This window comes from Paenibacillus sp. Leaf72, from assembly GCF_001422685.1.
GTDB lineage: Bacteria > Bacillota > Bacilli > Paenibacillales > Paenibacillaceae > Pristimantibacillus.
In genome coordinates, this window is sequence record NZ_LMLV01000031.1 from 401,248 (window position 1) to 421,089 (window position 19,842).

Here is a 19,842-nt window from a genome sequence, read left to right on the forward strand (position 1 = left end):
CAGACGAATGGCGTTCGTCTTACAGCCGGGATGCTTTCCCTAAGTTTTAACGCCTATTATAACATGCAAACATAAAAAAATGAATGACTATTTGAGCATTATTCACTAAGCAAATATTACGATCTTCCTGCATATCCCGCATTAAGCTCCTGAATAATCTGATCGCCGCCAAGCAGCTTCCACCGCTGTACTTCCTTGTTGAAGCCTTGCTCGTCAAGCAAGCCAAGAATGAAGGAATTAGTCGCGTTTTGAATAATAATATTCAGTTCGCCGCCACGCTCGTTAGCAGTAGGAGAATCAAGCGAGGCTGCAGGGTTAATAACGAGAAAGCTGCGATTTTCCTCTGTCAAACGGTCGCTTTTTTCCCTAAGCGGATCACCCTGAGGCCGAATAGCAAGCGCCCTTACCCCCATCAGCGAAATAAGCGGCCGCACCTCCTGCTCCCATCGCTCGCTTTCATTGGAGAGCAGCTCAACCATATCCCCATTCTCCAGCTTGTAGTGAATGCCTTCAACGCCATAATTCAGCATATAAATAAGCTCTGGATCAGCAAGCCGATTAAAAAAGGCAAGAATACGCAGCAGCTCAGCCTCGCTTTTCACCTGCGATTTTGGGAATACGAATATGCCGTTATGCCCCGCCTGTGACCATACATGCGGCTTGCCGTCAGGCCCGTTGATCCGGTTCAGCAAATCAAGCTCAGCCTTCGGGTTGCGCTGAATGAGCGCCTTATATAAATTTCGGGCATCATCCATATTGCCGATATAAACGCCCGCACGCCCCTCCGTAAATTCCTCCCATTGCTGCTGTTTGCTAGTGACTGCGAACTGCTCATTCATCAATTTTTCCTCATACAGCTTCCGCATAAATTTCATCGTATCCTTGTATGCGCTGAACATAAATGCCGGCTGCAGACTTCCCTCCATCCAGCCCCACTCATTTGGCGCGCCAAAATACGAGGCCAGCGTTTGAAAAGCGCCAAACTTCAAATCGTTGCGATCCGTTAGGCCATAGGTATCATTTATGCCATTGCCATCAGGATCATTTTTCGTGAATGCCTCCATTACTTTATATAGGCTTTCCAGATCCGTCGGCGTCTCCAGATGCAGCTTGTCGAGCCAGTCCTTGCGGTAAATAATGCCTTGCCGGGACAAGTCTCGCTCACGATAAATGCCATATATTTTGTTATCGATTGATGTATTTTGCAAAATGGTTTTGTCCATCGCGTTCAGATTTGAAAATTGCGATAAATAGGGGCCGATTTCCCAAAAAGTCCCGGCACGAACCGCACTCAAAAAAGCAGAATTGCGAATGTCCTGAATCGTGACGATTTTTGTCAACGCATCTGAGGCTAGCGCAATATTCAGCTTGTCCTCCTTCATCGCATCAGGAACCCATATAATGGACAGCTTCGTGTTGGTCGCTTCCTCAATATGGCCCAGCACGACATCAGACGGGGGGCTCGTTGTGTACTGAACGGCCGTCCAAGTTAAAGCAAGCGGCGCTTCCATGGTCAGGGCGCTCCCGCTCTCATCGAGCAGTTGGCAGGATGCCATAAGCAAAGCTGCTCCGAATGCTAACGCCGTTAAAACCGATTTCGCGCAGCGATGAATCTGTCTCTTCACAAAATTCATAGGCAACATGACCCACTTTCTGGTATAATACCCTAGTAATTATAGTTTGCGAAGCCGTGCAGCGAGTGGCTCGCAATAGTTTTGGAGGAGATATGATGGCAGCCCCACCTAATCGGTATTTTTTGCGCATTTTGCTGTTCGGCTTTCTAATCAGTTCGTTGCCAGTCATTATTGTTGGACTATTCTCCTACATGAAATCCTCCGACACCATTCAACAGAATGTAAACGCATCCAAACTGTTACAGCTGGAGCAGATGCAAATGAATGTGGAACAGGTCATGCGCACCGTAGACCATTCCATGACATATTTCGTCAATTCATCTTTTTTGAAGTCAGCCATTTTGGAACCGCTTAATGTGGAACAATTTCAATTATTTAACCAAATCAAGCAAGAAGTCAACCATTTACAGACATTTGATACAGGAATTGAAAATATTATTTTGTTAAGCACTCTTGAAAATTGGTATATTGACAACTCCGGCTTATACCGGCTGAGTGATTTGGACAAAAAAGACAGGCTGCTTCAATATAAGGAGCTTCCTTTCGATTCGCAATGGATTACGGAGCCTGTCAGCAATACCGTGCTGCTAGGGCAATCTTCCAGTCGTTGTACATACGGCATCAGCCTCGTAAAGAAGCTGCCGCTGACGGCTTCAACCAAAAATGGGCTTGCGGTATCGACGATCCCTTCCTGTTATTTGAACGAGCTGCTTTCCTTTGACAAAAATAGCGAGGCCGTACTCGTATTTAATGATAGAGGCGAGCTGCTGTTTGGGCAAAATGAAGAGCTGCTGCCGTCTGATGGCTTATTTGCCGCGCTTTATCAGGATATTGCCGAATCGGACTTAGCCTTTGCCCAATTTGATACGCAGCTCGAAGGGACAGACTATACGGTATCTTACCGCAAGTCTGATTATAATGGCTGGACGTACGCTTCCATTACATCGCTCCATGCGTTGTCAAAGCAATCCCGTGCCATTGGCTGGTTTACTGTAATTATTTGCCTAACGCTGCTTGCCATAACGCTGCTAGTGACGTGGTTCGGCTCCCAACGCTTGTACAAGCCGATTGAACAGCTGTTTGTGAGCGTCTTCCAGCTGTTTCCGTCCAAGCATGATAAACCAAGCCGCGACGGCTTCGTCTATATTGCGGATCAAATCCGGCATGTTATTCGCGAGAAAAGCGAGCTGGAAAGCACGATGAACAATCAGATTGACAGCTTGCGCACGTTGTTTATGATGGAGCTCTACCAAGGAAAAAGCAACAGTCGGAGCATTGAAGAACGGCTTAAGACGCTGGCTTTCCCTACGTCATTTAAAGGATATGCTGTTATGACGCTGCGCATTGATTTTTTTGAAGGGACGAGCTATTCGAAGGGCGATACGGATTTGCTGCTGTTCGCCGTGAATAATATTGTGGAGGAATTGGTTGATGCGAGCGACAGGCTGGCGCCTATCGTCTACGAGCAGTCGCAAAATACACTGCTGCTGAACCGTGAGCATAATCAGGATGCCTTTTTTGCCCAATTGGTTCCACTTGCTGAGCAAATTGCGCACACCGTAAAAGAAGTGCTGAATCTGTCCGTCAGCTTCGGCTTTAGCGGTTACCATGACAAGCTGAAATCAGCGGGTACTGCCCTCGAGGAAAGTATGGAGGCTTATAAGCATTTAAAGCGGTTTGGCGACTCGTCGGCGATGTTTTATCGGGATCTGCCGCAGAAGCTGAGCTTCAACACCTCTTATCCGGTACGGCTGCAGACCGAACTGAATGATGCTATTAAGCTTGGAGATCGGGCCAAAAGCGACGAAGCGCTGGCGGAGCTGTTCGAAGCGGTGTTTAAGCAGCAACTGAGCGCCCATGATTTTGAGCTGACGACTGCCCGGCTGTTAATTGATTTGATTCATCTGTCCCAGTCGCTTGGCATTCACGAGATGGAGCTTGGCGACCATTCTTCCTTGTTTGAATATTTGTTCCAGCCGCACTCTCCGAAGGAAGTTCGCAACTGGTTTCTTCAAAACATTGTGGAACCGATTATCGTATCCGTTGAGGAGCGAACCAATTCACAGTATAAAAATATTTCCGAAGAGATCATTCATTTGATTCACCAGCAGTATGACCAGGAGCTTACACTGGAAGCCATCGCGGCCAGCATGCATTACAATGCGAACTATGTGAGCAGCGTATTCCGCAAGGAAACAGGTACTTCCTTCAGTGAATATTTGGCGGCTCACCGTCATCGCATTGCGCTTGGCCTCCTTCAGGATACAAACATATCGGTCAAGGAAATTTCTGAACGGCTGCAATATACGAATCCGCAAAATTTCATTCGCTCCTTCCGCAAGTTCGAAGGAACAACTCCCGGCAAATACCGGGAGCTGCATCAGCCGGGGTGACTACTTTCTGCTTCCCGGCCTAAGTGCCTATTCCTTTTGTGCTTGAGCAGACTGCAAACCGAGTATGCCATCCAATTCTACACAAGCGAGTACGAAAGCACCTACACCGTGCAAATCGTTCTCGCTTGTTGGCCGTGTCACATAGTTGTCATAATCTCCCGCCGATGTTCCGATGCAGATGCCAGTTACAATTAGCCCCGCCTCATCAGAACGCAGCGTGCGGAGCAGACCTTCATAGCCTTTTGCTGCAATCTCTGAGTAAGCCTTCGGAATGCAGCCATGCTTGATCGCTTTCGCTATCGTATATAGGAAGAGGCTTGTGCACGAGGTTTCCAGCCAATTGTCCTCACGCTCGCCTTTATTGACAATCTGATACCACAATCCGCTTTTTTCATCCTGGAACTCGGCGAGCGCTTCAACAAGCGCTGCAACCTCCAGCTCGATGACAGCTCTGCTTTGATGAGAAGCTGGTACTACATCGAGAAAGTCGACAAGCGCCATCCCATACCAGCCGAGTGACCGGCCCCAAAACTCGGGTGCGCATCCCGTCATCGGGTTAGCCCATGGCATGCTTCGCGTCTCATCCCACGCATGATACAGCAATCCTGTACGTGTATCCTTCATATGCCGATTCATTAATCGCTCCTGCTTGAGCGCCATATCCAGTAGCTCCGGCTTGTCATATTTCGCACCATAAATCATTGCAAATACGCCGCCCATATAGAGGCCATCCAGCCACATTTGATAAGGATATTTATCCTTATGCCAGAAGCCTCCCTCCGACGTCTGATTGAGCGTTCCGAACAGTCCGAGCAGGCGATCTGCCGCCAGCCGATACCGTGGATCATCAAACTGCTCGTCCAGCGTAAACAAAATCAGCCCTGCCATTATCGCATCCAGCTCGCCGCGTTCAAAAGCTAGATTCCCATATGGATCGATCAAGGCATCCGCGTAGCTTTTAATATAAAGCAAATATCGCTCGTCGCCATTTTGCTCCCATACCTTGAGCATCCCATACAAAAACACACCTTGATGGTAATGCCAGCGGTTTGCTGGAGGCAAGTCATGCGCTTGGGGAAATCTCGCCATTAAGGAATCGCAGGCGGCAACGCCCCATTCCAGCGCTAACGCATCGCGTACACGCATCGTTTCAGCTAAAGTGGATAGACTCATTTGACTTCAACCTCTCTTCATATAGGATACAAGGATGACAAACTGTGAACCCCCGAAGGGAAGTGTCTGCAGGCAGACTACCCCTTCACCGAGCCCAGTAAAGCGCCTTTATCAAAATACTTTTGCAAAAATGGATATACGAGCAGTACCGGAACGGTCGCTACCACGATGACGGCCATTTTGATCGTCTGATCTGGAGGCGTAACGAAATCACCCGAGAAGCCCGAAGAATCCGCCGTCAAGCCGCTTGCCAAAATAACAATTTGCCGCAGCAATACTTGAATCGGCCATTTTTCAGCACTATCAATGTACAAAATCGCCGGCAAATACGTATTCCAATACGTCACGGCATAAAAGAGGGAAATCGTTGCAATTGCCGGCATGGAGAGCGGAATGACAATGCGGAATAAAATGCCCCAATCTGTGCAGCCATCGATTTTTGCCGACTCCTCAAGACCATCCGGCAAATTTTGAAAGAAGCTGCGCAAAATAATCAGGTTAAACGCATTAATCGCCGTTGGCACAATTAGCGCTGCATAACTGTCGATCATGCCTAGCGACTTCACGACGATGAAGGTCGGAATCATCCCGCCGCTGAACAGCATCGTAAACACAATCATAAACATCAGCTGCTTGCGACCAACCAGATCACGTCTTGACAAGCCATAGGCCATCAATGATGTAAGTATCATGCTGAACAGCGTACCAAAACCAGTAACTCCAATCGAAACCAGCATACTGCGAAAAATGGTATTGGTTGAGAAAATATAGGTGTACGCATCCCAACTAATTTTCGTTGGAAACAGGACGAATCGCTTTTGCGCCAGCTCATCAACCGTCGTTAGCGATCCGGCAATAATATGCAGGAAAGGAAGAATCGTCACTAACGCAACTAAAAATAATATTACATAGACAGCGCCATCAAATAGGCGGCCGCCAATCGTTTTGTCATGCACCATAATAGCCTTTCCTCCTCAAGATGTTGCTTCGGCGGCAAACGTGGAGCTTAATAAACGCCCTCTTCGCCGAATTTTTTGGCCAGCCAGTTCGCAGACATTACCAATACCAAACCGACGAAGGATTTGAAGAAGCCTACCGCGGTGCTATAGCTGAACTGCCCCTGTTTAAGCCCTGCTGTATACACATACGTATCAAAGATTTCCGCCACATTCCGGTTCATTGCGTTAAGCAGCAAATACACATGCTCAAATCCTAGCTCCAGCACGTCGCCAATTTTCAAAATGAGCAGGATTACAATAACGCTGCGGATCGACGGCAATGTAATATGCCAAATTTGGCGGAAACGGTTGGCACCGTCCATCCGCGATGCCTCGTACAGCTGCGGATCGATGGCCGCGATGGCCGCCAGGTACACAATCGTTCCCCAGCCTGCTTCACGCCAGATGACCTGCACAATGTACATGGGCCGGAACCATTCATCGCTTAGCAGAAAGTTGATTTTCTGCATGCCCATCGCATCAAGGCCCTCATTGATCATCCCGCCATCCATCGTGACCATGACGAAGGAAATCGATACGATGATAACCCAGGACATAAAATGCGGAATGTACACAATCGTTTGTACAAAACGCTTGAAGGCTTGCAGCCTTACTTCATTTAACAAAATCGCGAGTATGATAGGGACGGGAAAAAAGAAAATTAAATTCATCAGAAACAAGATGATCGTATTGCGAAAAATCGTCCAAAACATCGGCTCGGTAAACAAGCGCTGATAATGCTTGAAGCCTACCCAATCACTTCCGAGAATACCGTCGTATGGACGGTATTCCTGGAAGGAGATCACAAGCCCCCACATGGGGAAATATTTGAATAAGACAAAATACAGCAGTCCCGGCAAAATCATGAGATAGATGGCTTTGTTTTTCATTATGCGCCGGCGAAGGTCATGCTTCTTCATGTCCGGCTTAACGGCTGCTACTGCCGAAGCTGAGTTGCTGCTCATGTGAAACATCCTTTCGGTTCCCTGTTTTTACAGGAGTTCTATTCCTACTGCCCTATTGCGATTTAGCCAAAGATTCATTGTATTCCGTGATGATGCTCTCGCCGCCGCCTTTTTTCCAACGCTCGATTTCACCATCAAATCCTGCCGCGTCCAGATTGCCCAAAATATAGCGGTATGTCGCATCGTTAATAATTTGCTGAAGCTCTACGCCCTTCAAGCCAAATGTTTTGGAATCAAGCGCTGCTGTTGGATCGTTAATCAGCATGCTGTTGTTTTCGATAATAAGTTCTTCAGCTTTTGCTTTAGCTGGAAGCTTATTGTAGGCACGCAGCATATCAATCGTGCTTTCGCCGCCCACTTGCAAAATTTCATATGGCTTTTGCTCGCGGTCTGTCATCTTCGTATCTTCGATTTTTTGGACTAAGCCGCCTTCAACAATAGTGTAATGCTTGTCTGGAACTCCCCATTTCACAAGGTTAGCCAGCTCTGGCTCCATCAGCTTGTCAAAGAAAGCCAGGATGCTTTTCAGCTCTTCTTCCGATTTAACGGACGATTTCGGGAACAATACTAGGTTTCCATAACCTGGAATCGACCAAATGCCCGCATTGCCGTCCGGTCCGCTAATGTGGTTCGCTACATCGTAAAGGGCATTTGGATTAATTTCGACGGTTTTTTGATGCAAGCTTTGCACATCCGCCATCGAGCCAATGTACATGCCCGCTTTTCCTGTGATGACCAGATTTTGCTGATCTTCCTTGCTCGTAACCGGGAAATCTTTATTGATTAGGCCTTCGTCATACAGCTTCTTGAAGAAATCCATCGTTTCTTTATACTGCGGGAACATAAATTCCGGCTGCAGCTTGCCATCTGCCAAGCCCCAGTTGTTCGGTGTGCCAAAATATGAGGCGACCGTCTTAAATGCGCCATACACCAAATCGCTGCGGTCGGTCAGACCCATCGTGTCGGCCTTGCCGTTGCCGTCCGGATCGCCTTCCTTAAACTGCTTCAGCATATTGTAAAGCTCATCTGTCGTTTTTGGTGCAGCGAGCCCTAGCTTATCCGCCCAGTCTTTGCGGAAAATAATGCCTTGGCGCGATAGCGGACGCTCTTGATAGATGGCATACGTTTTGCCGTCTACCGCTGTATTTTTCACAACCAGCTCATCGAGCTTGCTTAAATTCGGGTAGTCCTTAATGAATGGGCCAATTTCCCAAAATTGATTGTTGCGAATGGCGTCGCGGAATAAAATGTAGGTCGTCTGATTTTTCATGTATACGGCCTGAGGCAAGGAACCGGTTGCAAATGACGAGTTTAGTTTTTCTTCATAGCTGCCGTCTGGCACCCAGTTAATCGTCAAATCCGTGTTCGTTTTTTCCTCTAGCATTTTCTCAATGGCATCCGTAGGAACCTCCGGTGTATGCAAGTTTGTCATTATTGTCAGTTTAAAAGGAGCTTGTGTTTCGCTCGTAGGTGCGCCTCCTTGATTGGTGCCTGAAGTTGCGCTTCCCTCGTTCACGCCTGAGCCTGATGCACAGCCTGCCAAAATGCAGCCTGCTAATGTCGTTGTACATAAGACGCGAAATGTTGTTGCCGCTTGTTTCTTTCTCATGCTTTGACCTCCCGAATTTGGAATTCATTTAGGTGCGCTTGTTACCCTTTTATCGTAAACTCCGCTGGGGCGGTTTGCCTATAATCACCACGCCATATGTTGTGGCGCAATCCCTTGTGGCGCAAGGGTTACAGCCAAATGTGAGCTAAGGATTATAGCGGTTATACCCCCAATCCGGTCCTTTTCCCGCCAAAAAAAGCGCAGCAAAAAAGCATGCAGGGTGTTGCTCATTCGCTCTCTGCATGCTTTCTAAAAATATAAGAAAGTATATAATTTTTCTATCCTCACTCTATATTTCTCGAAATGAAACGCGCCGCGCCGCCAGAGGACGGCGACAGCCGTTTCACCTTGAATGGTTTTAGTTTCAAGTTGAGCTGGGGGCTGGAATCGGTGTTGGAATCACGCTCGATCCCGAATCTTCCACCGGCGCCCCCTCCACTATTGGAATTTCAGTTGCTGAAGGAGCAGTCGACGCCTGCTCTGCTGATGGCTCCGACGCAATCGGTGCCGCCAGGCTAGGTGAAGGCGGAGTCACAATAGGGGTTGTTGTTGGAGTCGGAACAGGCTTGCTCCACGGATTCGCCACGCTTTTAGCTATCCATCTGCTCCCTTGCCCGCTTATTTGGATCTCATACCAGCTTCCTTTTTCCCTCGTCACCTTATAGACACCTGATTTTACGCTGCTAGCTGTTTCTCGGTTCAGAACCGGATAACGATAAGATGTCGCTGGCGAGGTCAGCTCAATGGTGGCAGACGCTTTTTTTGCTTTTTCTGTCAGCATCGCTTGCTCGTAAGCCGTCGTCCCAATAAGCCACATCGTGTCCTTGTGCTGCTTCCAGATCCGATCCCAGTAGCTAAGCGGTACATTCGTCTCCCCTACAGCAGGAGCTATTTCTGGCGTAAGGGCCGGTTTGCCGAACTCGGTAATAAACCAATCGGTAAAACCGCCCCCCGAAGGATTAGCTTCTGGAGCTACCGCCCGATAGCCCGTCATGGCTGCGTAAGCTTGGACAAATGCCCGGTCTCTTGGCAAATTAGATGCTTTCGTCTTAAAATTCCAAAATATGATTTCACCGGACGAGTGATAGGATATTGCGATTTCCGGCTTTATTTGTTTGGTGAAATTGTACATAAGCTGGGCTTCTTTCGCTTCCAGCGGCTTTTTGCCTTTATAATTTTTATAGGAAGGCGCATATTCGGCTTGGCGTATCGTGTCCCAATCGGCGGGATACTGCCTGTTCAAATCGACACCTTTGCCATTAGCTTTCCAGCGCTTGAAATCCCGGCTATTTTTGTTCATTTTGATTAATTCGGCATGATTTTGCTGCGGAAAAGCAGCTAGCCCTTTTTGTTGGAGGGTTACGCCATCGGGATTAACCATAGGCACAATGTGAAACGTGATGTGATCGAATAAATCAGCCGTATTAAGCTGCTTCCACACTCCCTGCTTAGCTGCGCTTGCAGCCATCGTTTCCGCCATATTCATGACCGTAATGGTCGTCATCCATTCCCTTGCATGATGGGATGCATTCAGCAATACATTAACAGGCCCATTGCCAATTTCCATTACCCACAGCTCGCGCCCATATTCACTTTTTCCGAGGCTCCGATAACGGATCAGCTCAGGATAAGCTTCATCGAGCTTCTTTATATCACGCGTCATTATTTCATAGCTGTAGAGCTGTTTTGGATTTATAATCGCTTGCTTGGAGCCCCCTCCACTCGCTGCAACTAGAGTAGGCAGCACAATCGCCAAAATAAGCAGCCATAATAACGTCCTTTTTCTCAAAAACAAATGCATGTAAACAAGCCCCTTGTCTGTATTCGATAGATTTCAACAACATCCATGAAATTTCGACAAAAATACTATATTTACCTGCTAGAAATACAAAATAATATAGTAATGGATATACCGTTTAGATGCCAGAAGCTCCCATTTATCCGTCTTAAGGCGGAGTACACTTTCGTTCTAGGGAGCCTTTTTTCACATTGGAATGTCCTGTAAAATTTCCATTGAATACAACGCTGCTTAAAAAGTGAAAAAGGATAGGTGAAAAGGATGACAGCCAATCAACCTGCTTCAGCATTATCGCTGTTAAGCAATCGATTTGTACAAGCAATATTGATGTCCACTTTATTTTTGCAAATCGGCATCTGGGTACGAAATATCGCGGTTCTGCTTTATGTAAAAAAAATGACTAATGATGATGCATTCGCCGTATCGCTCATATCCGTTGCGGAGTTCGCGCCAATCTTCGTATTTTCGTTTATTGGCGGGACGTTCGCCGACCGCTGGAGGCCGAAGAAGACGATGGTGTGGTGCGACCTGTTAAGCGCCGTATCCATTTTGGCCGTATTATTCGCCATGGAAAATGGAACTTGGCATGCCGTCTTTTTTGCCACCTTAATTTCAGCTATTTTGTCGCAATTTTCTCAGCCTGCTGGCATGAAGCTGTTCAAGCTGCATGTACCCGAACATCTAGTCCAGACGGGTATGTCGCTTTATCAGACACTGTTCGCCGTCTTTATGATATTCGGCCCCGTCGTTGGTACGTTTGTTTACCAAAGCTATGGCATCGAGACGGCCATTGGCGTAATGGGCGCAGCCTTTCTGTTATCTGCTGTTTCGCTAGCTTTCCTGCCTCGTGATCGAGATGATGCTGGAGAGCAGCAGCAGCAATCCCGCGTGCTAGAAGACATTAAAGCGGGCTTTCGCTACGTATGGTCCAGTAAAATACTGCGTACACTTGGCGGCGGCTTCATTGCTGCTGGGCTTGGTCTTGGCTTAATTCAGCCAATGGGTATCTTCCTTATTACAGAGCGGCTTGGGAAACCGGAGGATTATTTGCAGTGGTTTCTATTAGTAAATGGGATAGCCATGATTATCGGCGGCGTGCTTGCGATGAGCTTCTCCAGTAAACTATCGCCGCAGAAGCTAATAGCGCTTGGCATGACAATCGATAGTATCGCGATGATCGGAATGGGATTTTCGAAGGATTATTGGTTCACGCTTAGCCTTCAATTTATAAGCGGTTTAGCTTTACCTTGCATCCAAATCGGAATTAACACTTTAATTTTGCAAAACACGAAGGAATCGTTTATCGGTCGCGTAAATGGCATCTTAACACCTATGTTCATGGGCTCGATGGTCGTCACGATGATGTTGTCGGGCTTGATGAAAAATGCGATTTCACTCGTGCCTATGTACATCATTGCAGGTTTATTTTTCCTACTAGGTGTAGCTATACTCCTTCCACTGTTTAAGTTGCAGAGCGGCATTGCTCCTGCAGCAGAGAAGGCTTTGACTGAGTAAATAAGCATGCAGTAAAAAACGCCTCCCCACCTTAAGTGGAGAAGCGTTTTTACTGCATTTTTTTGTCCAGCTATCGCACAGGCTGTCTCCTACGAAAACTCGCGTTTTTTCGATTGCAGCACCGCAGCCAGGAAAGCGAGTGTTAGCCCCTGGCCCCAGCCTTGAATCCGTTTGTAGGATACTCCTTTATAGCCTTCCGCATCATTCATAACAGCCGTTCCTGCCGAAACGCCTTGTACAGCGCCATCTTCGGTAATTTGCTCCAAAATGCCGTCGATCGACTTCTGGATATATTTATTGTACAGCGACCCGAAAGTGAACAAGCCTGCTGCGATGCCTGCCGAACCGGAAGTTTCCTCATAGGAAGTGGGATCGGTCACAATCGTATGCCAGAGTCCCTTCTCTGATTGCAGGCGCACCAGCGTAGCGGCCTGATCGCGCAGCGACCCTTCAATAATCATAAAGGATGGGTGCTGTACGGCAATGAGCGGGAGCGCTTTGGCCATCGTAAGCGCAGCCCAGCCATTGCCGCGTGCCCAGAAAATGCTCGACATATGGTTTTGCGCAATATTATCCCAGCCATGATAATACAAGTTGCTGACAGGGTCTTGCAATACACGCTCATGACCATGGTATTGCAGCAAGCCGTCCTCCAAATAGTCTTCCCGTCCCAGAAGCTCGCCCATGCGAATGAGGAAGTAACCCGCCATCATCATCGTATCGACCCAAGCCTGCTCAGGGAAATTGTACGTTTCAGAATTAACCGTATGCTGGAAAATTCCTTCGGCAAACCGTACCGCATCGTTTTGCAAATAATCTGCCATTTTGATCGCAATATCTAAATACTTGCGGTCATCGGTTGCCTTATATAACGTAATGAGAGCGTGACCAATCGATACGCCGTTAACCGACAGCTTAGGAAGATCATCCTCAAGCTTCTCGTCCACCCATTCTTTAAGCAGCGTTAAGTATTTTTCATTCCCCGTTGCCTCATAAGCTTCGCATACACCGAAAAATGCAACGCCGCCGGGCCAATCCCAGCCAAAATCCATGCGGAATGTACGGTCTACGACTTTATCGATTACTTCGCGTAAATGTTGTTCATCAAATTGCAGTTGTGGCATTTCACTCGTCTCCTCATTATTCATCGTCACTATTTCAACCCGCTTGTGCTTATTCCTTCAACAATATAGCGCTGGAATAAGAAGAATACGCCTAAAACCGGAATCAAGCTTACGATCGACATTGCGAACATGGCACCCCAGTTGGATACACTTTCGCTATCGAGGAACATTTTCAAACCGAGCGACACGGTATAAGAGCTTGGTTTATTCAGATAAAGCAACGGTCCCATCAAATCTTCCCAACGCCAGTAGAAGGAGAAAATCGAAGCTGTTGCCAGCGCCGGAATAATGAGCGGCAGGATAATGCGTAAAAACAATCCGAACTTCCCAACTCCGTCAATCGTAGCCGCTTCATCCATCTCTCTTGGAATGGTCCGAATAAATTGAACCATCAGGAAGATGAAGAACGGAACACCAAAGTATTGAGGTACAACAATCGGTGAAATCGTACCGATCCAGCCCAGCTTGGAAAACATAATGTATTGCGGAACGAGTACAACGTCATGCGGCAGCATCAGCGTAACCATCATCACCGCGAACCAGATCGCTCTGCCCTTAAACTGCAGACGAGCGAAACCGAAGGCGATAAAAGCGGATGATAATACGGCACCGATCGTCGAGAAAATAACGATTTTCAGCGAGTTTGTAATAAAACCCATAAATGATTGCCCAGAGGACCCAATCCAACCTGTAACGTAGTTGCTCCAAATCCATGGATCAGGAATGAGCGAGCTGGAAGTTGTGAAAATAAGATTACTAGGCTTAAAAGAGCTCATGAGCAGCCAAATAACGGGATACACCATAACGATCGCCAGCAGGCCAACGAAAATGTGATAAATCGGCCACTTAAATTTTTTCAATATCATGTTTAGCGGCCTCCTTCCGATTCATAGTGAACCCATAGCTTGGATGTTGCGAATACGACTGCTGTCAAAATACCAACGATGATGAGCATGACCCATGCCATTGCAGAAGCATAACCCATATCGAAGAATACGAAGGCTTGACGGAACAGATACAAGGAGTACAGCAGCGTGCCATCTAGCGGACCGCCCTCACCTTTGGAAATAATGTAGGCCGGAACGAAGGTCATGAATGCACTAATTAATTGCATAATCAGATTGAACAAAATAATCGGCGTCAGCATTGGCAAGGTGATGCGGAAAAACTTTGTAAAGAAGCCCGCACCGTCAACACCGGATGCTTCGTACAATTCATTCGGGATATTTTTCAGTCCCGCCAGGAAAATCAACATCGAGGAACCAAACTGCCATACCGATAACGTGACGAGCATGAACAATGCGGCATTTGGATCACCGAACCAGCGTACGCTGTCTACGCCTAACGAATTAAGCATCACATTGATAATCCCTTGATCGCCAAACAGGTTCCGCCACATAATCGATACTGCGACGCTTCCTCCAATAATGGAAGGCAAGTAATACACCGTTCTATATAACCCGACAGCTTTCGAGGTTGTATTCAAGATCATAGCGACGAATAAAGCGAAAATCAGCCGCAGTGGAACACCCAGAAACACGTAAAGCATCGTAACCTTAAGCGATTGCAAATAGCGGTCATCCGAAGTAAACATGGACGTATAATTTTCAAGCCCTATCCAGCTGGGCGATGACAGCAAATCATAATCCGTAAAGGAGAAATAAAGGGACGCGGCTGCAGGTATGAGGGTGAAAATTAGAAAGCCAATGACAAACGGTGATATAAACGTGTATCCAACGAGATTGTTACGGAAGGACAATGATTTCATCGTTACCAGCTCCTGCTCCTAGTGAAGTCTATTAAGTCGGTTTAAGGGAAGGGCGATGGGCCATCTTATAAGCGCCATCGCCCGCTTTTCCAACTTTTATTTATTTTTCTTCAATACGTTTTCTGCTTCACTTCTAAATTTCTTAGCAGCATCTTCTGCCGAAATTTGTCCGTAGTTCAGTTGCTCTGTCAAGCTTTTCAGCGATGCAAATACTTCGATAGCACCGATTGGATCAACTGGATCCATTGGGGAGCTGTTTTCTTCCGACCAAGCTACATAATCAAATACTTGAACTTGCTCTGGGGACAATAGCGGTTTAAGCTCTTCTTTAATAACGCTGGATACTGGAACGCCACGCTCGCCAAGAATCAGCTTGTTTGCTTCTGTATCGTTAACGAAGAAGTTGATAAATTTCGCTGCTTCTTCTTTCGCTTTCGAGTTTTTCGAAATTGAGAAGAACATGCTTGGCTTCAGGTACAGACCTTCTTTAGCGCCTGGGTTTAACGCTGGAGCAAATTTCATTGGACGGTTAACCGCTTGCTGAAGGGCAACAAACTGGTTGGACCACTGCCATACGCCGATTTGCGTGCCTTTCACCGTCATATCATCTTCAACACCCTTAATTTGAGCGAGTGTATCTGGAGTTGGCGCTGCGCCGGATTTCACAAGATCAGCCAGTTTGCCAAAGAAATCTACGAACAATTGGTCATCTTCATAGCCAAGTCCATTGCCTGCCTCATTGTAAAGCTTCTTGCCTACTGTACGGAGGTAGTAGCCGAAGAATACTTCTGCGCGCATGCCGCTGTCGATATAAATGCCGTTCTCTTTCGCTTTAGCCGCGATGGACAGATAATCATCCCACGACCAATTTTCCGGGATGCTGTCTACGCCAGCTTTAGCTAGCGTTGCTGGATCGTAATGGAAGCCGAGAGAGTTGACGCCAAGGTTCATCCCGAACACGCCATCGCCCAATTTACCACCGTTTAAAGCATTTTCAGAAATGTTGGTTACATCAATTTCTTTGCCGAAGTATGGAGTCAGGTCTGCCAGTTGGCCTTTGCCTGCATACTGTGCATAGTAGCCGGTATCAATTTGCATAATGTCCGGAAGCTCATTAGCTGCTGCTTGCGGAGCGATTTTTTTCCAATAGTCATCATAGTTTGCATATTCAACTTCAATCGTTACATTTGGATTTTTCGTTTTGTAAAGGTCAATGACTTTTTTCGTGTATTCGTGGCGCGTTTCAGAACCCCACCATGCCATGCGAAGCGTTATCGGCTTGTCGCCGCCACCGCTATTCGTTCCTGCATTAGTGCCTGTTTCCGAATTCGTTCCTGCGTTGCTGCCACAAGCGGTAGCCAGCATGAGTGCGGACGCCATGAGGGCGAGAACAACTTTTTTAGCTTGCTTCTTCATTTCGTATTCCCCCTTATTTCTTCTTAGTGATTATTTATGTTGCTTACAAATCAAAGTATAGCGTTTTGTATGCGTTTTCTTAATAAAGAAAACCGCTTTTTTTGTTAAAAAAACAGAGATCACTATACGTTTATAGTGATCTCTTGTAGTCGGATGGCGTATAGCCGGTATGTTTTTTAAAAACTTGGCTGAAATATTGCGGGTTGTCTCCGAAGCCAAAACGCTCCGCAAGCTCGAAAACTTTAACGTCCTCCGTCCGCATAATTTCCTCCATCGCCTTCTCTACACGCAGCTTCATGACGTAGGCTGAGAAGCGCTCACCCGTTTCTTTCTTGAACAGCTTGCCTAAATAATCCGCATTCATATATAAAATTTCATTCGCTACCCAGTTGAGCGACAATGCCGGATCAGCGAGATTGGATGCGATAACTTCGATCATTTTTTTTATAACCGTCGATTGCTTGCTGGCAAATGAATCAAAATTCGCCTCGCATATGTCTTTAGCTGCTTGTCTCACGAAAGCTTCAATAGCCTTCAGCGTCTCCAGCTCATCAAGCCGTGCCAGCATTTGCAAATAATCGTTTAACCGATCCGGTGCGCTTTGCCGGGAGATGGTAACAAAGAGCGGGATGACATATGATTTTGTCAGCACCGTATCCATGCGCTGATCGGCAAGCAATTGGAAAAAACGGGCCAGTTCCTCGCTCGCGGCTTCCCAGTTCCCCGCTTTCAGCTCCATGCCAAGCTGCTCCTCGTCATAATCGAAGCTCGAAGGCAGCACAGCTGCTGCGGTAGAAAGATCCTGAGGCGTAATAATCGCGCCCTCTCCTACATGAAAGCGGAAGTTCAGGCATTCAAGCGTCTCGCGGTACATTTTGCGTGCATCCGTAATTTCTCCAGCACCGCTGACGGCAATCGTCGTTTCAAGCTTATAAAAATCAGTGAAGGTGCACTTCATGCCTGACAGCCGGGAGAACAGCTGCTCCTCCTGCTCTGTTTCCTGAATAAGCAGCAGGACGTGCCGACCGATCGTTGTACTGAGCAGCACAATTTCCTCGCCAAGCTTTTCTTCGGCAATGTTTGTCAGGGCAAAAATATGCTCGTATTCAAACATCCCTTCCACCTGCATCAAGATGAGCCTGATTGGCAATGTGTCATGCGTAATATGAAACATCCGGCGATACGTATCCCAATCGCGCTTGCCATACGTTTTATTCGTAACGAGCTCTTTAAGAAATTGCGCTTTCGCATGGGGCAGCACCCTGGTCAGCTCGCTTTGAATCGTTTGAACGAATTGATGCTGCGTGCGCTGCGTCTGGAGATCTTCGATAACCTCGATGAGCGCCTCCGTAATCTTCGTCTCATTACAAGGCTTAAGCAAATAATGTTTGACTCCATAAGCCATCGCGGTGCGCGCGTAATCAAATTCACTAAACCCAGAAAGCAAAATGAATGCCATTTGCGGATACAGCTCTTTTACCCGCTCTACAAGCTGAAGTCCGTCCATGCCTGGCATCTTGATATCTGAAATAATAATGTCAGGCTGTTGTTCTTCAATAAAAGTCAACGCTTCCAAACCATTTCGGGCAGTGCCGATCAACTCTGCGCCAGAGCTTGTCCATGGAACAATTTGTGAAATGCCTTCCAAAATAATACGTTCGTCGTCTACCAACAGCACTTTGAACAAACTAATCCTTCCTTTCATAAGGCAGCTTCAGGCTGACCGCTGCCCCTTCATTCGGCTGGCTGCTCACATGAAGGCCATATTCCTCGCCATACAGCAGCTTAATGCGCTCATCAATATTTCGCAGCCCAAGCCCTGTTCCTTTCGTCTTCACCTCGCCGCTTAACAGCTTATCCGCATAAGCCTGCTCCATGCCGGGACCATTATCCCGCACAACGATATACAGGTACCCTTCCTCTATATAAGCCTGAATGCTAATGGTACAGCTGTCAATCATTTCTTCCAATCCATAATGGATGGCATTTTCAATCAGCGGCTGCAGCGCCAGCTTTGGCAAACCGCAGCTGAGCAGCTCCTCTGGAACATCAAGCTTGAAGTCGAGGCGCTCCTCAAAGCGGAACGTTTGAATCGTAATGTAATGATTGACGATTTCCAGTTCCTTGCGCAGCGGAATAATCGACTCCTTCAAGTTGATCGATGTGCGAAGCAAGGAGCCGAGCGCTTCCACCATTTGCGAAATTTGCAGCTGATTGCTCATTTTGGCGCTCCAGTTAATCGAATCAAGTGTATTGTACAAAAAATGCGGATTAATGTTCGCCTGGAGCGCCTTGAACTGCGTATCCTTAATCGCAAGCTGCTTGACATAGTTTTCATGAATCAGCTCATTGATACGCTCAACCATAATGCGGAAGTTTCGCTGCATTTGGCCTACCTCATCCATCGCAAGCGCCCGCTCCGCTGGGTCCTCAACATAATCGAAATACCCTAATTGAATGCGCTTCATATTGGCATTAAGCCGTTCAATCGGTTTAGTAATCCCATTAGCGACCCGCAGCGCAAATATGCCTGAAATAATAAACAGCAAGCCAAAAGCGGCAATAACGAAATTTTTGACCCAAACTAAATTGCGAAAAATATCATCAAACGAGATGATCGTATAATAATACCAATTCATGCGGCTGGAAGCGACGTAGGTGACAAAAAAAGAATTGCCTTCCCGCTCCATAATGCGGTATCCGCTTGACCCATCTGTCAAACTTAAGAGCTCTTCGACAGAAAAAATAGCCTTGTCTGGATAAATTAATTCTGCACCTCTGGCAATCATCATATTAGCTCCGCTGCTGTCAAGGCCAGCCGACAAGTCATGGAACAGCTTGACCGCATCTACGCGCACGACAATGGTGCCTAAATAATCCATATCCAAATTTTTATAGCTGCGAATTTCACGGGCTGCCGATAGCGAGCTGTCGCCTTCGCCAGGCGCTACCCACGTATTGCCCCCTTCATTTCGCTTCGTTTCCAGCTTGAGCCGCTCCAGTCTGGAACTGGATAAATTTATCGTGCGCACGCCGGTTGCATAAGCCTTATCATGCACATCATATAGCTGAACGGAATGAATATATTTATCCAAGCCGCCCAAATTAACGACGCGGTCCTGTATATTCATTTGAAGCACATAGTTATCGTATTCCGTTCCACCGCTCTTAATAGTCCGCAAATATTCCTGTACTTTGGTGTCTGTTGCAATCGTATAGGACAACTGCTCGATTTTTCGAAGCTCATTCTCAATGCTTACAGCAGAGAGACTTAACGCTTTGGCAGATTGCTCATAGATTTTCTGATCGTAGATGTCGAAGGCATATTGCTGAAGAACGCCGCCAAGTACCGCAACGGTTAATAGGACGGCGGAGAGGAGAAGGAACAGCTTATGTTTAATACGCAAATTCGCATAAAGCGCTCTCATATTACGCAAAGGAACTGCCCC

The 19,842-nt window shown here is 47.1% G+C and carries 14 protein-coding genes; 2 read left to right on the plus strand and 12 right to left on the minus strand.

From position 1 onward, the window contains the following. Positions 1-116 precede the first annotated feature (116 nt). Positions 117-1,556 (minus strand): extracellular solute-binding protein, encoded by a 1,440-nt coding sequence (locus ASF12_RS25160; RefSeq protein WP_081419040.1) that lies wholly within the window; start codon positions 1,554-1,556, stop codon positions 117-119. Between the two features lie 170 nt (positions 1,557-1,726). Here ASF12_RS25160 and ASF12_RS25165 point away from each other — a divergent pair, with 170 nt between their 5' ends. Further along, positions 1,727-4,027 (plus strand): helix-turn-helix domain-containing protein, encoded by a 2,301-nt coding sequence (locus ASF12_RS25165; protein WP_081419027.1) that lies wholly within the window; start codon positions 1,727-1,729, stop codon positions 4,025-4,027. Between the two features lie 27 nt (positions 4,028-4,054). Here ASF12_RS25165 and ASF12_RS25170 read toward each other — a convergent pair whose 3' ends face one another. From ASF12_RS25170 to ASF12_RS25190, 5 genes are all read right to left on the minus strand, one after another. Then, positions 4,055-5,200, minus strand: a complete 1,146-nt coding sequence (locus ASF12_RS25170) for a glycoside hydrolase family 88/105 protein (protein ID WP_056040723.1) — start codon at positions 5,198-5,200, stop codon at positions 4,055-4,057. A 77-nt stretch (positions 5,201-5,277) separates the two neighbouring features. Then, a complete protein-coding gene (locus ASF12_RS25175) occupies positions 5,278-6,159 on the minus strand; it encodes a carbohydrate ABC transporter permease (RefSeq protein ID WP_056040726.1) in 882 nt (293 codons plus the stop codon). 47 nt (positions 6,160-6,206) lie between these two features. Beyond that, entirely contained in the window at positions 6,207-7,118 is a 912-nt protein-coding gene (locus tag ASF12_RS25180; protein ID WP_235533279.1) for an ABC transporter permease, read from the minus strand. A 97-nt stretch (positions 7,119-7,215) separates the two neighbouring features. After that, entirely contained in the window at positions 7,216-8,772 is a 1,557-nt protein-coding gene (locus ASF12_RS25185; protein WP_056040730.1) for an extracellular solute-binding protein, read from the minus strand. A 364-nt stretch (positions 8,773-9,136) separates the two neighbouring features. After that, the gene (locus ASF12_RS25190) at positions 9,137-10,573 is read right to left on the minus strand and encodes a M14 family metallopeptidase (RefSeq protein ID WP_056040732.1); all 1,437 of its coding nucleotides are present in this window, start codon (positions 10,571-10,573) and stop codon (positions 9,137-9,139) included. Positions 10,574-10,831: 258 nt separating this feature from the next. Here ASF12_RS25190 and ASF12_RS25195 point away from each other — a divergent pair, with 258 nt between their 5' ends. After that, positions 10,832-12,085, plus strand: coding sequence for an MFS transporter (locus ASF12_RS25195; protein WP_056040734.1), 1,254 nt, complete (start codon positions 10,832-10,834; stop codon positions 12,083-12,085). An 89-nt stretch (positions 12,086-12,174) separates the two neighbouring features. Here ASF12_RS25195 and ASF12_RS25200 read toward each other — a convergent pair whose 3' ends face one another. The 6 genes from ASF12_RS25200 to ASF12_RS25225 all read right to left on the minus strand — a co-directional run bounded on the left by ASF12_RS25200 (position 12,175) and on the right by ASF12_RS25225 (position 19,821). Continuing rightward, positions 12,175-13,209, minus strand: coding sequence for a glycoside hydrolase family 88/105 protein (locus ASF12_RS25200; RefSeq protein WP_056040736.1), 1,035 nt, complete (start codon positions 13,207-13,209; stop codon positions 12,175-12,177). 29 nt (positions 13,210-13,238) lie between these two features. Then, positions 13,239-14,075 carry a carbohydrate ABC transporter permease gene (locus ASF12_RS25205; RefSeq protein ID WP_056040738.1) on the minus strand — a complete coding sequence of 279 codons (837 nt, stop codon included), beginning with the start codon at positions 14,073-14,075 and terminating at the stop codon, positions 13,239-13,241. Positions 14,076-14,077: 2 nt separating this feature from the next. Then, positions 14,078-14,977, minus strand: coding sequence for a carbohydrate ABC transporter permease (locus tag ASF12_RS25210; RefSeq protein WP_056040740.1), 900 nt, complete (start codon positions 14,975-14,977; stop codon positions 14,078-14,080). A gap of 96 nt (positions 14,978-15,073) precedes the next feature. Then, entirely contained in the window at positions 15,074-16,393 is a 1,320-nt protein-coding gene (locus ASF12_RS25215) for an ABC transporter substrate-binding protein (protein WP_056040743.1), read from the minus strand. A 130-nt stretch (positions 16,394-16,523) separates the two neighbouring features. Continuing rightward, positions 16,524-18,071 (minus strand): response regulator transcription factor, encoded by a 1,548-nt coding sequence (locus tag ASF12_RS25220; protein ID WP_327204946.1) that lies wholly within the window; start codon positions 18,069-18,071, stop codon positions 16,524-16,526. 10 nt (positions 18,072-18,081) lie between these two features. Further along, positions 18,082-19,821: a cache domain-containing sensor histidine kinase gene (locus ASF12_RS25225; RefSeq protein WP_056040871.1), complete on the minus strand. Its 1,740-nt coding sequence runs from the start codon at positions 19,819-19,821 to the stop codon at positions 18,082-18,084. Positions 19,822-19,842: the final 21 nt, after the last annotated feature.

What these genes read in the sequence shown, in the direction of transcription:
- ASF12_RS25160 (WP_081419040.1), bottom strand. Translation starts at nt 1,556, where the DNA reads ATGGCATCCTGCCAACTGCTCGATGAGAGCGGGAGCGCCCTGACCATG.
- ASF12_RS25165 (WP_081419027.1), top strand. Translation starts at nt 1,727, where the DNA reads ATGATGGCAGCCCCACCTAATCGGTATTTTTTGCGCATTTTGCTGTTC.
- ASF12_RS25170 (WP_056040723.1), bottom strand. Translation starts at nt 5,200, where the DNA reads ATGAGTCTATCCACTTTAGCTGAAACGATGCGTGTACGCGATGCGTTA.
- ASF12_RS25175 (WP_056040726.1), bottom strand. Translation starts at nt 6,159, where the DNA reads ATGGTGCATGACAAAACGATTGGCGGCCGCCTATTTGATGGCGCTGTC.
- ASF12_RS25180 (WP_235533279.1), bottom strand. Translation starts at nt 7,118, where the DNA reads ATGAAGAAGCATGACCTTCGCCGGCGCATAATGAAAAACAAAGCCATC.
- ASF12_RS25185 (WP_056040730.1), bottom strand. Translation starts at nt 8,772, where the DNA reads ATGAGAAAGAAACAAGCGGCAACAACATTTCGCGTCTTATGTACAACG.
- ASF12_RS25190 (WP_056040732.1), bottom strand. Translation starts at nt 10,573, where the DNA reads ATGCATTTGTTTTTGAGAAAAAGGACGTTATTATGGCTGCTTATTTTG.
- ASF12_RS25195 (WP_056040734.1), top strand. Translation starts at nt 10,832, where the DNA reads ATGACAGCCAATCAACCTGCTTCAGCATTATCGCTGTTAAGCAATCGA.
- ASF12_RS25200 (WP_056040736.1), bottom strand. Translation starts at nt 13,209, where the DNA reads ATGCCACAACTGCAATTTGATGAACAACATTTACGCGAAGTAATCGAT.
- ASF12_RS25205 (WP_056040738.1), bottom strand. Translation starts at nt 14,075, where the DNA reads ATGATATTGAAAAAATTTAAGTGGCCGATTTATCACATTTTCGTTGGC.
- ASF12_RS25210 (WP_056040740.1), bottom strand. Translation starts at nt 14,977, where the DNA reads ATGAAATCATTGTCCTTCCGTAACAATCTCGTTGGATACACGTTTATA.
- ASF12_RS25215 (WP_056040743.1), bottom strand. Translation starts at nt 16,393, where the DNA reads ATGAAGAAGCAAGCTAAAAAAGTTGTTCTCGCCCTCATGGCGTCCGCA.
- ASF12_RS25225 (WP_056040871.1), bottom strand. Translation starts at nt 19,821, where the DNA reads ATGAGAGCGCTTTATGCGAATTTGCGTATTAAACATAAGCTGTTCCTT.